This is a genomic window from Actinacidiphila oryziradicis, assembly GCF_005047355.1.
Lineage (GTDB): Bacteria > Actinomycetota > Actinomycetes > Streptomycetales > Streptomycetaceae > Actinacidiphila > Actinacidiphila oryziradicis.
In genome coordinates this window covers 1-17710 of record NZ_SUMC01000035.1, presented here as the reverse complement: position 1 = coordinate 17710, position 17710 = coordinate 1, and the positions used below count along the sequence as shown (strand labels likewise).

At 67.7% G+C, this 17710-nt stretch carries 12 protein-coding genes and 1 pseudogene; 6 read left to right on the top strand and 7 right to left on the bottom strand.

Annotation, left to right across the window (positions count from 1 at the left end; genetic code table 11):
• Positions 1-73: 73 nt before the first annotated feature.
• Both FCI23_RS30200 and FCI23_RS30195 read right to left on the bottom strand, forming a co-directional pair.
• Positions 74-3079, bottom strand: coding sequence for an SdrD B-like domain-containing protein (locus FCI23_RS30200; protein WP_136727123.1), 3006 nt, complete (start codon positions 3077-3079; stop codon positions 74-76).
• 228 nt (positions 3080-3307) lie between these two features.
• Positions 3308-5080, bottom strand: a complete 1773-nt coding sequence (locus FCI23_RS30195) for an MFS transporter (RefSeq protein ID WP_136727122.1) — start codon at positions 5078-5080, stop codon at positions 3308-3310.
• Positions 5081-5428: 348 nt separating this feature from the next.
• Here FCI23_RS30195 and FCI23_RS30190 point away from each other — a divergent pair, with 348 nt between their 5' ends.
• The 6 genes from FCI23_RS30190 (at position 5429) to FCI23_RS30165 (ending at position 8892) form a co-directional block, all read left to right on the top strand.
• The gene (locus tag FCI23_RS30190) at positions 5429-6523 is read left to right on the top strand and encodes an alpha/beta hydrolase (RefSeq protein WP_136727121.1); all 1095 of its coding nucleotides are present in this window, start codon (positions 5429-5431) and stop codon (positions 6521-6523) included.
• A 277-nt stretch (positions 6524-6800) separates the two neighbouring features.
• Positions 6801-7379 carry a YncE family protein gene (locus tag FCI23_RS30185; protein ID WP_136727120.1) on the top strand — a complete coding sequence of 193 codons (579 nt, stop codon included), beginning with the start codon at positions 6801-6803 and terminating at the stop codon, positions 7377-7379.
• Positions 7380-7408: 29 nt separating this feature from the next.
• Positions 7409-7615: a hypothetical protein gene (locus FCI23_RS30180; RefSeq protein WP_136727119.1), complete on the top strand. Its 207-nt coding sequence runs from the start codon at positions 7409-7411 to the stop codon at positions 7613-7615.
• 66 nt (positions 7616-7681) lie between these two features.
• Positions 7682-8233, top strand: coding sequence for a hypothetical protein (locus FCI23_RS30175; RefSeq protein WP_136727118.1), 552 nt, complete (start codon positions 7682-7684; stop codon positions 8231-8233).
• Entirely contained in the window at positions 8233-8403 is a 171-nt protein-coding gene (locus FCI23_RS30170; protein ID WP_246144182.1) for a hypothetical protein, read from the top strand. The genes FCI23_RS30175 and FCI23_RS30170 overlap by 1 nt, the downstream gene beginning before the upstream one ends.
• A gap of 81 nt (positions 8404-8484) precedes the next feature.
• Positions 8485-8892 (top strand): FAD-dependent oxidoreductase, encoded by a 408-nt coding sequence (locus FCI23_RS30165; protein ID WP_136727117.1) that lies wholly within the window; start codon positions 8485-8487, stop codon positions 8890-8892.
• Here FCI23_RS30165 and FCI23_RS30160 read toward each other — a convergent pair.
• The 5 genes and pseudogenes from FCI23_RS30160 to FCI23_RS56780 all read right to left on the bottom strand — a co-directional run.
• Entirely contained in the window at positions 8886-9293 is a 408-nt protein-coding gene (locus FCI23_RS30160) for a transposase domain-containing protein (protein WP_136727116.1), read from the bottom strand. The genes FCI23_RS30165 and FCI23_RS30160 overlap by 7 nt on opposite strands.
• A 293-nt stretch (positions 9294-9586) precedes the next feature.
• A pseudogene (locus tag FCI23_RS56785) lies at positions 9587-9736 on the bottom strand (IS3-like element ISMyma3 family transposase); the annotation flags it as partial.
• A gap of 217 nt (positions 9737-9953) precedes the next feature.
• Positions 9954-10238, bottom strand: coding sequence for a hypothetical protein (locus FCI23_RS30155; RefSeq protein WP_136727115.1), 285 nt, complete (start codon positions 10236-10238; stop codon positions 9954-9956).
• A 99-nt stretch (positions 10239-10337) separates the two neighbouring features.
• Entirely contained in the window at positions 10338-16172 is a 5835-nt protein-coding gene (locus FCI23_RS30150; RefSeq protein WP_246144205.1) for an RHS repeat-associated core domain-containing protein, read from the bottom strand.
• 1343 nt (positions 16173-17515) lie between these two features.
• The coding region (locus FCI23_RS56780) for a hypothetical protein (protein WP_169316996.1) at positions 17516-17710 on the bottom strand (195 nt) is incomplete at its 5' end.

Here is a 17710-nt window from a genome sequence, read left to right as displayed (position 1 = left end):
GGGCGGTCGGCGTCGCTTTCACCCGGAAGTGTTGCCGGGGACTGTTGCCGGATGGATCACCGGTCCGGTTGGATCACCGGTCTCTCTTGCTGGCGAGGGCGACCAGCAGCTCCTTGCCGTCCGTGAGCCGGTACGGACCCGTCACCGGGTTCTTGGGCTTGGCGTACCCCTCGGGCACCGCCATCTGCTTGAGGTAGTACGTGCCCTTCGGCAGGTCGTGGAAGGAGCACCGCCCCAGCTGGTCGGTTGCGCAGGCTGAGGCGCGCCGGGTGTCGGGGTGGTCACCGCTCGTCTGGAGGCCGGGGGTGCCGTTGGTGTCCTGCCAGAGCTGGAAGACGGCACCCGGCAGGAGGGTGCTCTTCTTCGCGTCCTTGTGCACCAGTGTGAGCCGCGACGCCGCCTTGACCAGCCCGGCGTCGAGAGTGAGGTCCGTCCGGTGGTCCGGGCCGAGGGTGACGGGCTCGGTGCAGCCGTTGGGGAAGGCGGCCGTTGAGCCGTCGCCGGATCTGCCCGTGTCGCGCCCGGCGAAGGAGTATCCATTGGGCGGGAGGAAGCACAACTTGTACGAGCCGTCGCTCAGGTCGGTGAAGAGGTATTTGCCGTCGGCGCCGGTGGTGGTCTTTCCCAGCTCCTTGCCGGTGGCCGGGTCGAACAGCCCGACGTCGGCACCCGCCGCGCCGAACTCGCCGTCGTCCTGGACGCCGTTGCCGTTGGTGTCGTACCAGAGCCGGTCGCCCAGCGTGTTCAGCGGGGTAATGAGGCCGGCGCCGATGGTGTGGTCGACGGTTCCGGCCTTCCCGACGGTGACGGTCGCCTTGCCTGCGGAGTCGGCGTCGGAGTCGACCCGGCGGTCGGAACCGGCGGATCGGAGCGTCCAGCGCAGCCCGGTGGCGGTCGGGGAGCCGGGGAGTCCGGCGGTGGTGGCGGCGGTGTGGTCGAAGGCGAGGTCGTAGGAGGTGCCGGGCTTCAGGCCGTTCTTCGTACCGATGTAGTACTCGCCGTTGGCGTCGGTGGTGACGGCGATGGCGGTGCCGCCTCCTCTTGGCGTCGCGGTGACCTTGACGCCGGGGACGGGGGGCTCGCCGGGATCCTGGATGCCGTCGCGGTCGGTGTCGTACCAGACGCGATTGCCGATCTGGACGGGTGCCTGGTCGCAGACGAGCTCCAGGTCGGCGAGGCCGTTGCCCTTGCCGAACAGGACGCTGCCGGAGTCATGGGTGCTCTGCAGCGCGCGGTTGCCGGTGATGCTGCCGTTGTCGGGGTTCCAGAGCCGGACGCCCTGCTCGAAGGGGGAGTCGTCGAACGGGTCGTAGGCGGTGCTCCAGAGCCGGTTCCGGCCGGGCTGGAGCGCGAGGCCGCCCTCGGTGATCTGGTCGTGGACGGCGTCCTCGTGGGTGGTGCGGTCGTTGTGGAATTCGCCGCCGCCGGGGCCCTGCTCGTTGTCCGGCAGAGCGCCCTTGAGCGCGCCGCAGGAGTCGTTCTTCTCCAGGCTGAAGGACCTACGGGAAGAGCGGAAGGAGTCGGCGGAGCCTGAGGAGCCGGGCGATCTGGGGGAGCCGGGGGATCTGGGGGAGCCGGGGGAGCAGGCGCGCAGTACGTCTCCGGCGGCGACCGCGCTGACCAGCTCGGTGCTGTGGTACGCCTGGGTCATGTTGCCCTGCATGTCGGCGAAGCGGTCGCGCAGGCCGAGGATCAGGTCGCCGTTGTCGGCGATTTCGATGTCGGAGAGCATCGGCTGTGGCGCGCTGACGAACAGGTGCGATTCGGTGCGCGGCACCCGCTCGTTCCAGGCCTCCCAGTCGGCGCTCATCCGCTGCCCGGCCGTGGTGGTGTCGTCGCACCGGTAGGCCGTGGCCGGGGCGCCGGTGAAGCGGTAGGCGCAGCCGCGTGGGTAGTCGAGGCCGAAGTCGAACAACGGGGTGAAGCCGGAGCCGGTGAAGGTGTAGACGAAGCCGCGCATCCGGGAGGGGTCGCCCCAGGGCTCGGCCTTGGACACGGTGTTCTCGGCGCCGCAGACGCCGCCGACCAGGACCCGCGAGCCGCGTACGCCGAGGCCGAAGGGGTGCCATTCGCCGGCGCAGCCGGTCGCCGGCTTCGGGATGCGGTAGGAGCCCGCCGTTCCGGCGGTGACCGCGTCGCCGGTGCCGTTGATGGGCACGGCGTACAGCTTGTTGTCGTTCAGGTTCACCGCGTAGAGCAGGGTGCCGTCACCGGAGACGTCGACATCGCCGATGCCCTCGCGGCCGACCTTGCCGTATACGGCGTCGTCGGCGAGATAGAAGGGCGCGGTGCCCTTGGTGTGGGCGGTGAGGGTGCCGGGGAGCGTGGTGAAGGTGGTGACCTTGTCGCTGGTGCGGTTGTAGCGGTAGATCGCGTTGACGGCGCCGGCCGGTCCGTACTCTGTGTGCCGCTTCACGTACGTGCCCAGGTAGGCGTTGCCGGTGCGGTCGGTGCCGATGCCGAAGACGGCCTGCTGTTCCTCGTTGTGGGTCAGGGTTGCCGTCGTGGCGGCGGTCCCGCCGGGGTGTGCCGGGCCGAATGAGCCGTCGAAGGTGACCAGGCCCTTCTGTCCGGTGGCGTTCCCTCGGGCGAGGCCGCAGGTGAGCAGCTTGGCGTTGGCCTGGCAGTACTGCGACGGGTCCCACAGGCCGGTGGTGACCTGGGCGGCCTTGCCCCCGGAGACGTCGACGAAGGAGGTCGGCGCGGACAGCGCGGGCGGCTTCCCGCCGGCCGGGGCGGGCAGCAGTGCGCCGCCGGGCGGCGGCGACAGCTGTACGCGGTACTTGCCGCCGCTCAGCCCGGTGAGGTCGGGGGTGACCGTGCCGTCCGGGCCGGTGGTGGCGGTGGCGGTATGTCCGGCGGCGTCGGTGACTACGGCGCGGGCGCCGGGGATGCCGGTGTCGAGGGCGGCGTCGTAGCTGCCGTCACCGTCGACGTCGCTGACGGTGCGGATGGTCAGCGTCCCGTCGCCGGTCCCGGGGGCCGGGACGGGGGTGGACTGGTGGACGGTCGAGGCGCCGGTGAGGCCGGCCGGATGGACGGTGGCCACGATGATGGCGGCTGCGGCTAGCCCGATCATGCGCGGGAGCGTGGTGTGTCTCCGCAGGTGCGCGCGGTGCGGTGTTCTCAGCACTGCACTCCTCATTTCTGACGTGCGCGAGCCCACCGTCATCGGTGCGCACCATGAGTAAATGCGACGAACTGAAAAAACTCACAAACCGCCACATAGGGGCGTCCGAAAATCGCACTAATGGATCACGGAGACACGGGCGCCGCGCGGTCGGGGGCCGGCGCGGCGCCCGGATGGTCAGCGCGGCGGCTCGTCCGGCACCACGAGCTCGCTGAGGCTGAGCGCGCCCTCGCCGGCGACGGCGGCCAGTTCCGAGCCGAGCGATTCCGCCGGCCAGTCCGGAGCCGGGTGCTTGCGGCCCACCCGGTCGGTGAGCAGCGAGGAGACCGCGGCGATCAGGCAGGCGGTCACGGCGAACCAGAAGGCCACAACGATGCCCTTGTGGAAGGGCTCGGATATCAGGTGCGGGAAGAACTCCTTGCTGGTGATGTGGGCGCCGCCGTCCGGGAGCTTGGCCAGGCTGTTGCCGAGCAGCTGCTGGAACGGGTTGTAGCCGAGGAAGGCCGCGAAGAGCACCCCGATCGGCGGCAGGTGGGAAAGCGCCGACGCCTGGGAGGCGGGAACGCCCTGCTGGATGAGCCCGTCATGCAGCGCGGGGGGCAGGGTGTGGGTGAGTCCGGTCACCATCAGGCTGAAGAAGATGCCGATGGAGAGCACCGACGCCGCGTTCTGGAACGTCGCGTTCATCCCGGCGCCGACGCCGCGTGACTCGGCCGGGACGGAGTTCATGATCTCGGCCCGGTTCGGCGAGATGAAGAGCCCGGAGCCGACGCCGTTGAGGACAAGCAGGAAGGCGAAGATCCAGTAGTTGAAGTCGGTGGGCAGCACCATCAGCGCGCCGAAGCTCGCGGCTATGACCAGCGCCCCGCCGACGGTGAACGCCCGGGGGCCGAGGCGGTCCGAGAGCCAGCCGGAGACCGGCGCGGCGAGCAGCAGCCCGATGGTGAGCGGGATCATATAGATGCCGGCCCAGAGCGGGGTGTCCTGGAAGCTGTAGCCGTGCAGCGGCAGCCAGATTCCCTGCAGCCAGATGATCAGCGCGAACTGGAGCCCGCCGCGCCCCAGGGAGATGAGGAGATTGGCGATATTGCCCGCGGTGAAGGCGCGCAGCCGGAAGAGGCTGAGCCGGAAGAGCGGCTCGGGGACCTTGTTCTCGATCACGACGAAGAGCACGAGGACGAGCGCGCCGCCGATGAGCGCCGCGAGCACCCACGGGCTGCTCCAGCCCATGGCGCTGGAGCCGTAGGGCTGGATGCCGTAGGTGATGCCGACCAGGATGGATATCAGCCCGAGGGCGAAGGTGATGTTGCCCCACCAGTCCATCCGCGCCTTCCGGCGCACTCCGGTGTCGTGCAGCTTCACGTACGCCCAGATGGTGCCGAATATCCCGACCGGCACCGACACCAGGAAGATCAGTTTCCAGTCGACCGGCGCCAGCACGCCGCCGAGCAGCAGCCCGAGGAACGAGCCGGCGATGGCGGCGATGGAGTTGATGCCCAGCGCCGTGCCGCGCTGGTCGGCCGGAAAGGCGTCGGTGAGGATCGCCGTGGAGTTGGCGAACAGCAGCGCGCCGCCGATGCCCTGGACGATCCGCCAGCCGATCAGCCAGAGGGCGCCGGCGCTGCCGTCCATCCAGCTGACGGAGAGCAGCACGGAGCAGATCGTGAAGACGGCGAAACCCATGTTGTACATGCGTACGCGGCCGTACATGTCGCCGAGCCGGCCGAAGGTCACCACCAGGACGGCGGTGACGACCATGAAGCCCATCATCATCCACAGCAGATAACCGGTGTTCCCGGGATCCAGCGGATTGAGGTGAATGCCCCGGAAGATGTCCGGGAGCGCGATGAGCACGATCGACTGGTTGATCATGACCATCAGCACGCCGAGCGTGGTGTTGGACAGTGCGATCCACTTGTAGTGCGGGTTTGGCGGCCCCGACGCGTCCATCGATATACCCCTCCCCTGAGATAGTTGGTTGTCACATCCAACATATCCCGCCCAGGTGACAGCCGCGTGTCGAGAATCCGTGGATCGGACACCGGAGCCGCCGGCGAGTGAGCTCTGAGCTGCCGCGAGCGCCAGGGCTCCGATAGAGGTGGTCCAACGTGATACGAGGTCCGCCCTTGAGGGTCCGCATATCGGTGACCATCTGTCACGGAAACTGACCATCGGTGCGGCCCGAAGATTACCCGTCGTTTTCATCACAGCTGAAACACCGGCGAAACCCGGCGGCCCGGCCTCCCGTCTTCTTGAACGGATTCCTTTAGGAAGCTCCAGGAAGGCCGAGGTCACCTCATGAGTCTTACGGGCACGTCGTTCTTCGCCCTCGCCGTCATTCTCGTACTGGCAGTGCCGGCTGTCATGGTCCTGACCTGGAACCGGGTGCCGGGTCCCGGGCCGGTCCGGATCGCCGCAAGGGTGGGGATGACCGTCCTCAGCCAGGCAGCCGCGGTCCTGGTGGTGCTGGTCTGGGTGAACAACAGCTACGGCCTGTACGACAACTGGGGCGACCTGCTGGGCAGCGGAAACACCCAGGTCCACATGGATTCCGGCAGCCACCTCAGCGCCACGGGCGCACTCGGGAGCGGCGGTGAGGGATCCGTGCGCCCGCTCACCTTCGCGAATTTCAAACCCGACGTCCTCACCGCCACCGCCACCGGCGCCCGTTCTCACATCACCGGCGACATATACGTATGGCTGCCTCCGCAGTACAACCAGGCGGCCTACCGCCACACCCGCTTCCCCGTCGTCGAGCTGCTGCCCGGCTACCCCGGAACCCCACGCGCCTGGTTCACCGCGATGGACGCCCAGCAGGAGCTGGCGTCGCTCATCACCGCGCACAAGGCCAAGCCCATGATCCTGGTCGCCGCCAAAATGAACGTTCTCGGCCACAACGACCCCGGCTGCGCCAACATCCCCGGCGGCAGCCAGACCGCCACCTGGCTCGGCCAGGACGTCCCCGGCCTGGTCAAGAAGGACTTCCGGGCCGACACCGCCGCCAAGGACTGGGCCGTCATGGGCTACTCAGCCGGCGCCTACTGCGCCGTCAACCTCACCGTCCACTACCCCCGCACCTTCCACTCGGCCGTCAGCCTCTCCGGCTACAACGCCCCCCTAGCGAGCCTGGTGACCCACCACCCGGCGCTGGCCCGCGCCAACAACCCCTACCTGGTGCTGCGCTCCGAGAAGCACCAGCCCGGCATCGCCCTCCTCATGGCCGGCAGCGACCAGGACGGCGACACGGTCTACGCCGCCCGCATGATGCTCGGCGTCCTGCACCACCAGGGCACCAGCCAGCTGCTCACGCTCACCCGGGGCGGCCACAACTTCAAGGTCTGGCGGGAGATGCTGCCCGCTTCGCTCAGCTGGATCTCCGCCGGGATGAAATAAAACCCGGCGGCGGCAAGGGCGTTGGGGGGGTGGTGTGTACGCTGCACAACCCCCCACAGCGTTGTCACAGGGATAGCGGAATCTTCCGCTGTCGATGGCCGGATCACACGGCCACTCACCTGTGCCTGGGGGGCATCAACCAGCTTGCTTACACATCGCATAGCCATCGGGACGGTCCGTCCACCGTCCTCGCATCGGTCTCACCGCTGCCGCTGCCACTGCCGACGCCGCGGACAGCAGCACCAAACTGCCGATCACCTCGGCGTCGGACATCGTGGTGGACGCCGTCCACCAGCACTTCTTCATCAGCGACCCGACCGGCGGCAGCGTCGTCGTCACCGACTACGGCGGCCAGGTCGTCGGCCAGATCACCTCGGAGCCGGGTGCCGCCGGGCTCGCTCTCTCATACGACTCGGGCACGCTGTACGTGGCGCTGCCGAACGCGGACGCGATCTCCGCGATCGACACATCGGCGCTGGCCGAAACTGCCCGGTACAAGACCGGCCCGGGCACCGCGCCGCTGCACCCGGCGGTGGCCGGGGGGAAGGTGTGGTTCGGCTACGGTACGGCCACCCAGGGCAACATCGGTTCGCTCGACCTGTCCGGCGCCGACCCGGTTGTCACGCTGGGCCAGGAGGGCAGCAGCCACGGCTTCTACTCCGCGCCGCTGCTGGCGTCGTCCCCGGCGGACCCGGGGGAGTTGGTGGCCGGGGTGGAGGGGCAGAGCCCGGTCGAACTCCAGGTCTACGACGTCTCATCGGGCACCGCCGCTTCCAAGGCGTACGCCTGGGACCGGGCGGCAACGCCAGCAATCTCATGGACCTGGCCATCACGCCGGACGACAAGGACGTCGTGATGGCCAGCGGCGCACCCTAATACCACCAGGTGTTCTCGACTGCCGACCTGTCGGCCGACGGCCGCTACGGCTCCGCCGCCTACCCGAACGCGGTCGCCATCGCCGACGACGGTACGGTCGCTGGCGGTATCGACGGCTCGTCCGAGCCGGACATCTACCTCTACGAGCCGGGCAACAGCAGCGCGTTCCGCGAGTACGAGCTCGGGACGAACCTGGAGAGCGCCGGCCTCGCCTGAGCGCCGGACAGCAGCAAGCTCTTCGCCGTCACCGGGACCGCCGGGTCCTCCAACCTGACCCTGCGCGTGCTGGACGCCCCCACGAAGGCCGCCAGCAGCCTCACCCTGACGGCCCCCGCCACCGGCACCACGGGCAAGCAGCTCACCGTCAGCGGAAGGCTTTCCTCGGACACCGCGCTCGCCGCCGGGACGACCGTCGCCGTCACACGTACCGACTCCGCCGCACCGGGCGGCACCGGCACACCGCCACCGGCCGTGACCGTCGCGGGCGACGGCACCTTCTCCTTCACCGACACCCCGCCCGCCCAGGGCACGGCCACCTACACCGTCAGCTACTCGGGCGACGCCCAGCACGCCGGCACGACCGCCCAGGCCGCCATCCAGGTCTCGCGCGCCGCCGCCAAGCTGACCCTGAAGGCCCCGGCCACGGCCACCCGCGCCAAGCCGCTCACCCTGACCGGCACACTGACCTCGGACCCCGCCATCGCGGCCGGCGCCACCGTCGCCGTGACGCGCACCGATCTCGCGTCGCCGGGCGGCGTGAAGGCCGGCAGCGCGACCGTCGGCGCCAACGGCACGTTCTCACTGACGGACACCCCGCCGCGGCGGCGTTCGTGATGATCCTCGCGGCACTGCTGGACATGATCGACGGATCGATCGTGAACACCGCGCTGCCCTCCATCGGCAAAGGACTGAAAGCCACCCCGGCCGAACCGCAGTGGACGGTGTCGGCCTACATGCTGGGCTTCGCCGCCACGCTGATCATCGCCGGGCCGGTCGGACCGTGATGGTCCGACCGGCCCGGCCCGGTGAGGAACACAAGCGTGCCCTCTTCGGTAAGCGGAACTCTCACCAGGAAAGTGACCCTCATGCACGTTTTGATCATCGGCGGCGGAACCAGGGGAATGTGCCTGGCCCACGGCCTGAAGAAGGCCGGCGTCTCGGTGGCGGTCTACGAACGCTACGGTTCGCGCCGCGACGGGCTGTACGGCTACCGCCTCGGCATAGACCCCACCGGCAGCCGCGCGCTCAACGAATGCCTCCCGCCCGAGCTGTTCGACACCTTCGTGGCCACCTGCGCCCGCGACCCGCGGCACTTCAACGTGCTGACCCAGTCGATGCGCACCACCGCCACCTTCGCCCTGCCCCGGGCGCGAGACGCGGTCAACAGCGAACGCTCCGTGTCCGCTCCAGTTCGACCGCGAGTGCGGCCCCCATTGCCCCCGGTTTTCCGCGGGGTCTTCGTCTGCGGAATCATCATGACGCGTCTTCAGTGAACGGTACCGTTCACTGAAGACGCGCGTGTACCGCACTCGACCAGGGCCACCAGACGTATCAAGGGGTACCCGAATTCGAGGACGCTGCCGATGTGCTTGGGGTAGTACCAGGTCACCGCCTTCTCGTCGGGGGCAATGAGGGTCGTTCCGTCCAGGGCGACCACTAGCAGCCCCCGGTAGAAGGAACCGGGCTGTGCCGGGGTGGCCACCGGCCCCGCGAGTACCTCGAACAGACAGCGCAGCGGGACGCTGCCCAGCCGGCGCCGGGCCCGCGACAGCGAAGAGGCGCACGGGCGGGTCACGGCCAGTCCGCGCAGTCCCACGGTGAGCTTGTTCCATACGTCCCCGAAGGACGACCCCTCGAAGAAGGCGAGAGCGCGATTACCGGCTCGCGATGGCATCGGAATCTCACGATGCGGACGCCGGGCTGGGGTCCGCTTCTACCTCGAACCCCACCGATCCAAGCATTCGATCTTCACTCTCCCGAGTGACGTGCGGAGGACGGGGCTAGCCTCTGCCTTTCGCTTGGGGCCTGTTGCGCTGGGCTGATCGCGCAGGAGAGCGAGGTCGGCGATGGCCTCGCCGCCGTCGGCGAGGCCACCGAAAGTGCCTTCCCGCTGTGGTGGCAGAAGCCCTAGACAAGCGTCGTCGTCCCCGGACGCGTCCCCGCGTCGATCTCGTGCTGCCTCACTCAGTTCCGCAGCGTCTCGCGGGACCCGATGCCGAGCTTCTCGGTCACCGCCTGCAAAGCGGCCGTCTCGTTCGCATGGTCGTCGCGCACCTCGGCGACCATGCGAACCGCACGGCGGCGGAGCTCAAGGGGGTAACGGGAAGGTCTTGCCATGACTCGATCCTTTCATGAAATCGAGCCTCTACTCGAACCGGGGCGGTTCAACAATGATCATGAAGCCGATTCTGGAGGTCTGGGGCCGGGCTGGGTTACTTCTCGTCGGTCTGCTTGCGGGTCCCGGTCCGGGGCTTCGCCTCGGCCTCGGCGTCAGAGCAGAGCGATCTTGAGGAAGCCGCCTTTTAACCCCGCGGCACCCGGATTCCCACGCAGGTTAGCGACTTGCCCCTATGCGCAGGAAGAAGTACACACTGAGGAGCACAAGCACCATGCTCGGCGGCAAGAGTATCGAGTCCCAGAGCAGCCGATGGGTCGAGGGGACACCGGAGAGCGCCCCGATGCCAATCCCGGCGCTCAGGAGCAGGACGGGCAGCGCCGTTCTCTGCGGGCGGTCCTTCCAGGGGCCGACTCGCGCTAGGGAGAGCACACTGATGACAATGCCGGCCGCGGCGACAGCGAACAGGAAGACGTGGCTGGCGTCGAGTCCATGGCTGGTCATTCCCGGAATCCTATCCTCGATCAGCATCAGTATTTGTTGTCGGTGTCGCCGAACGCCCGGGGGTGGGAAGGGTTTTCCCACCCCCGGGTACGTCTCAGATCACTGGTGCGCCACCGTTCCCCAGTAGGGGATCCAATGGCGGACCCACTTCCAGTGCCTGACGCTGAACTGCCAGTCGGCGAAGAAGTCGACTTCCAGGTAGATACCCCGGTTGTGGCCGCGGTCGTCGATCCACTGGACCGTTCCCTCGCTCATCCACAAGAAGGCGGAAATCAAGCCGATGACTATCGCCGCGCCCTCTCCTCCCGCGGCCCCGACGGCGATGGCGAGGCCGGTGGTCACCGACGCGCCCCAGTTGAGCGCGTCAATGAGCTGGTGGGTGTCGTATTCGCTCAGGTAGAGCCGGCAGTACTTCCACATCTTGCCGTTCCGGCAGTACGAACCGCTCCTGGTGCCGTCGAGGTCTTGCCCGGTGACGGGGTTCTGGTCCACATAGTCGTAGGCGTTGGCAGATCCCTGGAAGACCGGGTCGGTCTGAAGGAAGCGGCCGAGTGACGGGTTGTACAGGCGGGCGCCCATGAGTACGTCGCCGGTGGGCGTTTCGCTGGAGCGCTGCTTGCCGCCCAGCCAGCCATAGCGCGAGGTGCTGGTACCGGTGAGTGGTATGCCGTACTCGTCGGCCGCCATCACCAGGACCGGGGTGGCGCTGTCGTTGATGGGCAGCACCATGTTGATGTCACCGTGCAGATTGGTGAGTTGCAGCAGGATGTCTCCCTTCGCCGAGGAGTAGATGGCGCTGAGGTCTCCAGCCATGTCGTTGATGTTGCGCGTGTAGGCGCTCGTGCTCTCGCGAATCCAGGAGGGCGAGTCCGCGGAACCGTCGTAGTGGTTGGTGCGGGCTGCGGTCTGGGCCCAACTTCCGGATGTGTTGGTTTCCGACGTGTAGGACCGGCTGCGGCCCAGGGGGTCCACCTGCCAGGTGACGCGGCTGGCGCCGGAGGTCTGCTGGTAGGCCAGGTCGTTGGCATAGTACGCGGTCGTCGTTCCACTCGGCTCAGCGGTCGTGCGGCCGAGGGCGTCGTAGGTGTAGCCGCTGTCGACCAGACGGTCGGCACTGTCGTAGCTGTGGCTGGCCGTGGTTCCACCACTGGTGGGGCAGGCCGCCTTGGCGGCGCCGACGGCCGTGGTCAGGCCCGTGCGGTTGGAGTTCTTGTCGAAGGCGTAGTGCCGCGTGGTGCAGGTGCTGGTCGCGCCAGTGGTGGCGCTGGTTGTGAGGACGGTCTGGCTGACATCGGAGAGGCGATCCGCGGCGTCGTAGGTGTACGTGTTGTTGACGCCAAGGCCTCCGGTGGTGGACTGGGCCCGGCTGATCTCCAGCCCGGTTCCGGAGTAACCCGCCTGGTCGGAGAGCAGCACGTTCCCGTTCGCGTCGGTGTAGACCCGGGAGGCGGCCTGTCCGGTCTCGTCGGTGGCGATCTTGAGGGTGATCGATCCCGGCAGAGACTCGGTACTCACGTTGCCATCGGCGTCATAGGTGGCACTGAAGGCCCCGGCGTTGGAGTCGGTCTGCGTCGTCGGCACACCGCGCGGGTCCTTACTGGTGTCGTAGGTGTAGGTGGTGGTCGACGGCGCCGAGTCGCTGGTCTGCGTGGGGCGGTCCAGGGCGTCGTATTGGACGGCGGCGATGTTCCCGTCCGCGTCAGTGGAGGACATCCCACGGTCGAGTTGGTCGTAACTCCAGCTGTTCACGGCGCCGTCCGGCGTGGAGATCTTCGCCGGCTGGCCGTTGATCGTGTTGTATGTCGTGGTCGTCGTCTGCACAGCGTGGCCGACACCACCGGAGACCGCGAGCGTGCTCTCGCGGCCTGCCGCGTCGTAGCTGATGGTGGTGGTACGGGTGACGCCGTTGGCGGTCTGGGTCGCCGTGCTCGGCATGCCGTACAGAGTGTAAGTGGTCGTTGTGGTGGCCCGCTGGCTCGGGTTGGAGCCACCACCGGTGATAGCGCCGGCAGGGGCGGTCTGGCAGACCAGGTCAGCCCACTCGGGGTGGCCTCCGCAGGGACTGCTGCCGGTAGCGGTGTAGTAGGTGGTCGTGGTGGTACCGGCGTCAGAGCCGGTAGAGGACGGCTGGGAGTTGGAGATCACGTTGCCCGCGGCGTTGTAACCCGTTGCGGTGGTGATCGCCAGGCCTGCCGGGTCGACAGTGGTCTTGGTCGCCTGTCCCAGCGTCCAGTCGTAGGTGGTCTTGGTGGTGCGAGTGTCCGCGTCCGTGGTGTAGCCCGCGATGGCGCTGCCGGTGACGGCAGTGGTGACCAGGCCGGACACATCCGTAGCGCCGTCGGTGGGACGGCCTTCGTCGTAGGTGTTGTGGGTGTGTGTCCGGGCGGCGACGACGGAGCCGGCCAGTCGGGCAGCGCTGGTACCTGAGGCGGCCAACGCGTGCTCCAGAGTGACCTGGTGCAGCGGGCCGTAAGTGTCGGTCAGGAGCTCGCCGCTGCTGTCGCGGACGTCCACCGTGGACAGCAGATTGGCACGCTGCGCGGTGGTCATCGCTGCCAGTCCGAGCACATTGAGCTCAGTGTTGGAACTCGCGGCCAGGGCGAGTTCACGGTTGGCAGCGCTGAGCTGGCGAGCGGAGTACCCAAAAGCGTCATAGTCGGTGGTGGTGATGTGTCCACCGGGGGAGGCGGTGTTGGACTCGCGCCCGTTGACATCAAGGTAGTGGATCTGGGCGCGGGTGTAGGAGCTGGAGGTGAGGTGCCCGGATCCGGTGTTGGAGGTGGGAATCTGATCGGCGGGGAAGATCGCTGTGGCGTCGGTCGGCGCATCGGCCTGAGCCAAGGCGGCCACATCCGAAGCGCCCATCGCGTTGGGGCCGCCCGCGGAGGTGGTGAGGGGCACGTCGTAGACGACGGTGCTGGTTGCCGTGCCGTTGGTCAATGACGCGGAGCCCGGGGTGAGGGTCGGGCGGGAGACGCTCAGCAGGCGTCCCGCGTTGGTGTCGCCGTCGGTGCCCGCGGCGCCGTAGGTGAACGTCCAGGGGAGCTGGCCCGGAGGCGTGAGTGTGGCCACCCGGCCGGCCGAGGTGTAGGTGTACGCGGTCACAAGGTTGGGCGTGATCCGCGGGTCCCACACCTGACGGAGGGCGCCGGTGGAGTCGTACGCGTACTGGGTGACGGTCTTGGATGTCTCCGCACCCGTGGACGGGTCGGTGGCCCACATCACGATCTTGTTGGCCTGACCGGTGTAGTCGCCGAACGTACCGCTGGTCGTGCCCGTCGCGGTGGTTGCGGCGGCATAGCCCAATTCCAGGACCCGGCAGCCCAGCGCCGGCGTCGCCGGCGTGAGGCAGGACGCGTTGAGGTCGGAGATCGCGGACGTGGGCGCGGCCATCCGGGCCAGGCGCATCGAGGTGATGCCGCCGCTGGTCACGGAGTCAAAGCGATAGCGCACCGTGGTACCGCTGCCGGCCGGACTCGTCGAAGCGACAGCCCACACACCCGCCGTGGTGGAGGACTTGGTGAAGACCGTCGTCGTCCCGGAGGTGTCGGTCAGCGTGTAGGAGTCCGCGGAGCTGCTGTAGCTGAGTGTGTACGCCTCAGCGCCGGGCTCCGGAGTCCAAGACCCGTCGCTGTTCTTGGTGAACGAGACCTGTGAGCCGGCTGAGCGGACGAGTTCTACGGCGGTGGAGGTTACCGGACGGATCTCGGTGAAGTCCGTCAACGCCGTCGCAGAGCCGCCGGCCAGTTGCCAGCCTGGCCCGAAGGGCGCGATCTGACCGGCCGGCGGGCTCCCTTGGGAGGTGCGGGAATCGAGTGTCTGGCCGACCAACATTCCGAAGACGGAGGTGTCCGGGCCGGTCAGGGTGTAGTTACCGGTCGACAAATTGAGCGTGCCCGGCCCGACTGAGGCGCTGGCGGTCTGCGTGGCCGCGCGGTCCAAAGTGACGGTTACGGCGGAGGAGTCGTGGATCGCCGAAGAAGTGTCCGTGAACTCGGCACGGACCTGGACCGAGCCGTCATCGCCCAAGGTATCGGCAACGTCCCAGACAAGCGGGGAAGAGGCGCCGCTCGTGACGGCCACTGGCCAGCTGCCCACAGCGTTGCCGCCGGACGTCACATCGGCGACCGGGATAGTCGTCCAGGTGTCCGCGGCGGATCGCCGGTACTGGAACTTCACCGACTGCCACGTCGATGACGGCGCGGCAGCGGTCAGCGTGACACGCCGCGCGGTCCTGATGCCGTCGGTGGGCGAGGTGACGGCGCCGTTACCCGCATTGAAGCTGTAGATCGTTGATGCGGACAGGTTGCCGGCATTGTCGCGCGTGGAGACGGTCAGGGTGTGCGGGCCGTCCGTGGGGGGGGTGGCGGTGATGTTCACGGCGGTACCGGTGGTCGCTACGGTGTTCTGGGCTCCGGAGTCGAGCTGCCAGACGACGCCGGCGGTGTCCGTGCCCCCGGAGGGCGGGGTGATGGTGAAGGTGCCGCTCTGGCCGGCGCCCTTGCCCCAGCCGCCGGAGGGGTAGTCCGTGGAGGTGACCGTCGGCGTGCCGGGCTTGGTGGTGTCGATCGTGAAGACCAGTCCGTTCGGGACAGTCTGACGCGACCACAGGGAGCCGTCGTAGCCATAGGGCCATGCGGTGTAGGTGTGACCGTTCACCAGTGTTCCGGCCGGGACGGAGGCGCTGGAGATGCCTCCGGAGGCGGTCCAGCTGCCGTTGAGGTTGGATATGACCTTGGTGTTGGCGCCGCCAGTGGTGTCGTAGACGTTCCACTGGGCCATGACGTTGCCGCCGTCGGCGTCGGTGACAGCCGCCTGGAGCTGCGGGGTGGCCGTATTGGTGTAGAGAGTCGTGGTGGAGCCGGAGACCGAGGAGACGCCGGGCGCCACTGTGGGGGCGGACGGCATCGGGTACGAGTTGTAGGTTACCGACAGGTAGGGCACGTTGGCAGCGGCGTTGGCGGAGTAGAAACGCTTCCAGCCGCTGCTGTCCGTCTCGTCGGACGCCCTCAACCCCATGTAGGCGACGTCGTAGCCGTTGTCACCGGCGTACTGAAGGAAGGTCGAGGGGTCGATGGAGACCCAACCGGCCGCGATGGGGCTGGCGCAGTCGCTGGAGTAGCCCTTGGTCTGGGTGGTCGAGGCGTACTTCGACTTCCAGACAGGCTGATTCGACCAGACCGTGTCCGAGGAGGACTCTCCGGACTCCCACAACTCCCACGCCGACTGGACGCAGTCACCGGCCCAGTACTCGTAAAGATTCAGCGACGAGGACAGGATTTGCGTGTTGTCGAGCTGGAGGACCGGGAACTCCAGAAACGAGCGGGCGACGTCCGTGCCGCCATCATAGGTGCCCAGCTTCAGGTCGGTCGATGCGTACTCGGCGGTCGTGTCGGTGTTCTCCACGAACGTGTCCAGCAGGGGAGAAAGGCTCGTGGAGGGGTCCACCGTGACCGGGTACCGCGTCTTGGGGTCAGCCAGGAACTTTGTGTCCGGGGTCAGGGTGAGATTCACTGTGTCCCCGGCCTGGGACATGGTCATTTTTACCGGCGCCCGGTGCGGGTGCTCCAGGGACTTGGCGTCCACCTTCGCGTCCCACATCACCGGCGCCGGTATCGTGCCGGCGACCTTGCCGTGGGCATCGGTGAAGGTGATCGCGCCGTTCTTGCGCTGCTTGGCCGTCAGTCCATTCGCGGAGACAGGAATGGTCACCGTGTAACCGGCCTTGGGGCGCGACTTGAGGATCACGTTCTCCTCAAAGCCGGTCCGCGTCGCCTGCACGGTCACATCCGCGCCCGGCGCGACGTTCGCGTAGGTGGCGGTGGTACCCTTGAGAGACGGCTTGGGAAGAGTACCCTTCCAGCCAACCGCGACCCGGTGCTTGCCCGAACCCTCGTCAGCAAGCACGGCGTTTTTGCCACCGGACGCGAGCACCAAGCCATTAGGCTGGGCCTTGGGCGTGACAGAACCCCCGGCATTCACCTGTAGGGTGGTGTCAACATCAACCCATTGCCCGGCTCGCTTAAACCGGATCGGCGCGGCATATGACCGGGTGGTCAGTGAGCCGTTCGGATTCGCCCAGGTTGTCGTCTTGGCGGTGAGTTGGTCGAGGATCTCGACCTTGCGTTTGCGTAGTCGGGCCGTGGCCAATGCTGACGCAGCATCAGGAGCTGAGAGCGGTCCAGTAGAGGCGGAGCCGGACTTCACCGCCGAGATGGTGCGCGCCTTGTGAGCAGGGATGGCGACGGCTTGTCCGGTAGCCGAGAGTGTCATTGCTGCTTCGGTGACCAGTAACAGCGCAAGCGCTGTTGCCATCCGCCGGGTTGAGCCTGACAGGGATCCGGCGCCCGGTCTTCTCCGGAAGCGGACTGTGTGGCTGGTCCTCACGAGACTCCTCTGGTATATCCGGGCGCAGGTGGCACCCACGGTCACAGAAGAGATACAGGCCGGGGATTCTCGCGGTCTAGATCCTCTTCGCGCCACCGAAAGTCAAGAGATGTTCATGTACGGCCAAAAGTGATCGCCAAGATCACTCATGCGCACTCGGATGTCAACTAGATCCAACGTTTGATCACACAGGGTCGCAAATGCACACTCGACACCGAGGGTGGATCGTCATCAGATCGTGATCGAACAAGGGCGTTGTGGTGGTGGTGTGGTGATGATGCGACAGGAAGTCGCGTGATCTGTGTGCCCCAGCACTACAATCCGATCGCTTCAACCTGAATCCCGGAGGCAGCACGATGTAGGCTCTGGACCCTCAGCGGATCGCCCACGCCCAGCGCCCTGGCCATGCGCTACCGACGCCACAGCCTTGGCATGAGCGGTGAGATGCACTTGATGCCAGCGGGACGGACCAGGAAGGCACCGAACACGGCCGCCCCGCGAAGGTGACCGTGAAGGATCAACGTGCCTGCCCGCCTGGCCCGCTACGCCCGCCACCTCACCCTGCACCTGCCCGAACGCTGGCCCTGGAGTGAGGACTTCACCCAACTCGTCAGCACGGTGCATGCGCCGCCAGCCCTCTGACACGCCCTGACCAACCTGCCCGAAAGGGCCCGAGACCTATGGACAAGTGGAAAAGCTGGGCAGACCAGCAACCACACCCTGCCCGAATCCACAACCTAGCCCCGACACGGCCTGCACAACCCTAAACGATCAATCCGGAATCAAATCGGCGATACGGCACGCCATAGCAGTTCACCGCCGCTCCTGCCCGTCCGCGCGCCCGGCTCCGGTCGTCCTGCCTCGGTTCGCGCGCCGGCCGCCCCCGGACGCTACCGGTAGAGCCGCACCCCACCGGCTGTCCCGAGGGCGTTGAGCTCCAGCACCCCGCCGTCCGGGGTCACGTACACCGTGCCTGCGGTGAAGTTCCCGTGGCCGGTGCCGACCGGCAGACGCGCGAGGGGGGTGGCGTGGCCCGTGCGCGGGTCGAGCTGGAGGAGTTGCTGCCGGCCGGAGGTGGAGAGGGC

Coding starts and splice junctions, on each gene's coding strand:
- FCI23_RS30155 (WP_136727115.1), bottom strand. CDS start 10,238: ATGACCAGCCATGGACTCGACGCCAGCCACGTCTTCCTGTTCGCTGTC.
- FCI23_RS30195 (WP_136727122.1), bottom strand. CDS start 5,080: ATGGACGCGTCGGGGCCGCCAAACCCGCACTACAAGTGGATCGCACTG.
- FCI23_RS30190 (WP_136727121.1), top strand. CDS start 5,429: ATGAGTCTTACGGGCACGTCGTTCTTCGCCCTCGCCGTCATTCTCGTA.
- FCI23_RS30165 (WP_136727117.1), top strand. CDS start 8,485: ATGCACGTTTTGATCATCGGCGGCGGAACCAGGGGAATGTGCCTGGCC.
- FCI23_RS30160 (WP_136727116.1), bottom strand. CDS start 9,293: ATGCCATCGCGAGCCGGTAATCGCGCTCTCGCCTTCTTCGAGGGGTCG.
- FCI23_RS30200 (WP_136727123.1), bottom strand. CDS start 3,079: ATGATCGGGCTAGCCGCAGCCGCCATCATCGTGGCCACCGTCCATCCG.
- FCI23_RS30170 (WP_246144182.1), top strand. CDS start 8,233: ATGATCCTCGCGGCACTGCTGGACATGATCGACGGATCGATCGTGAAC.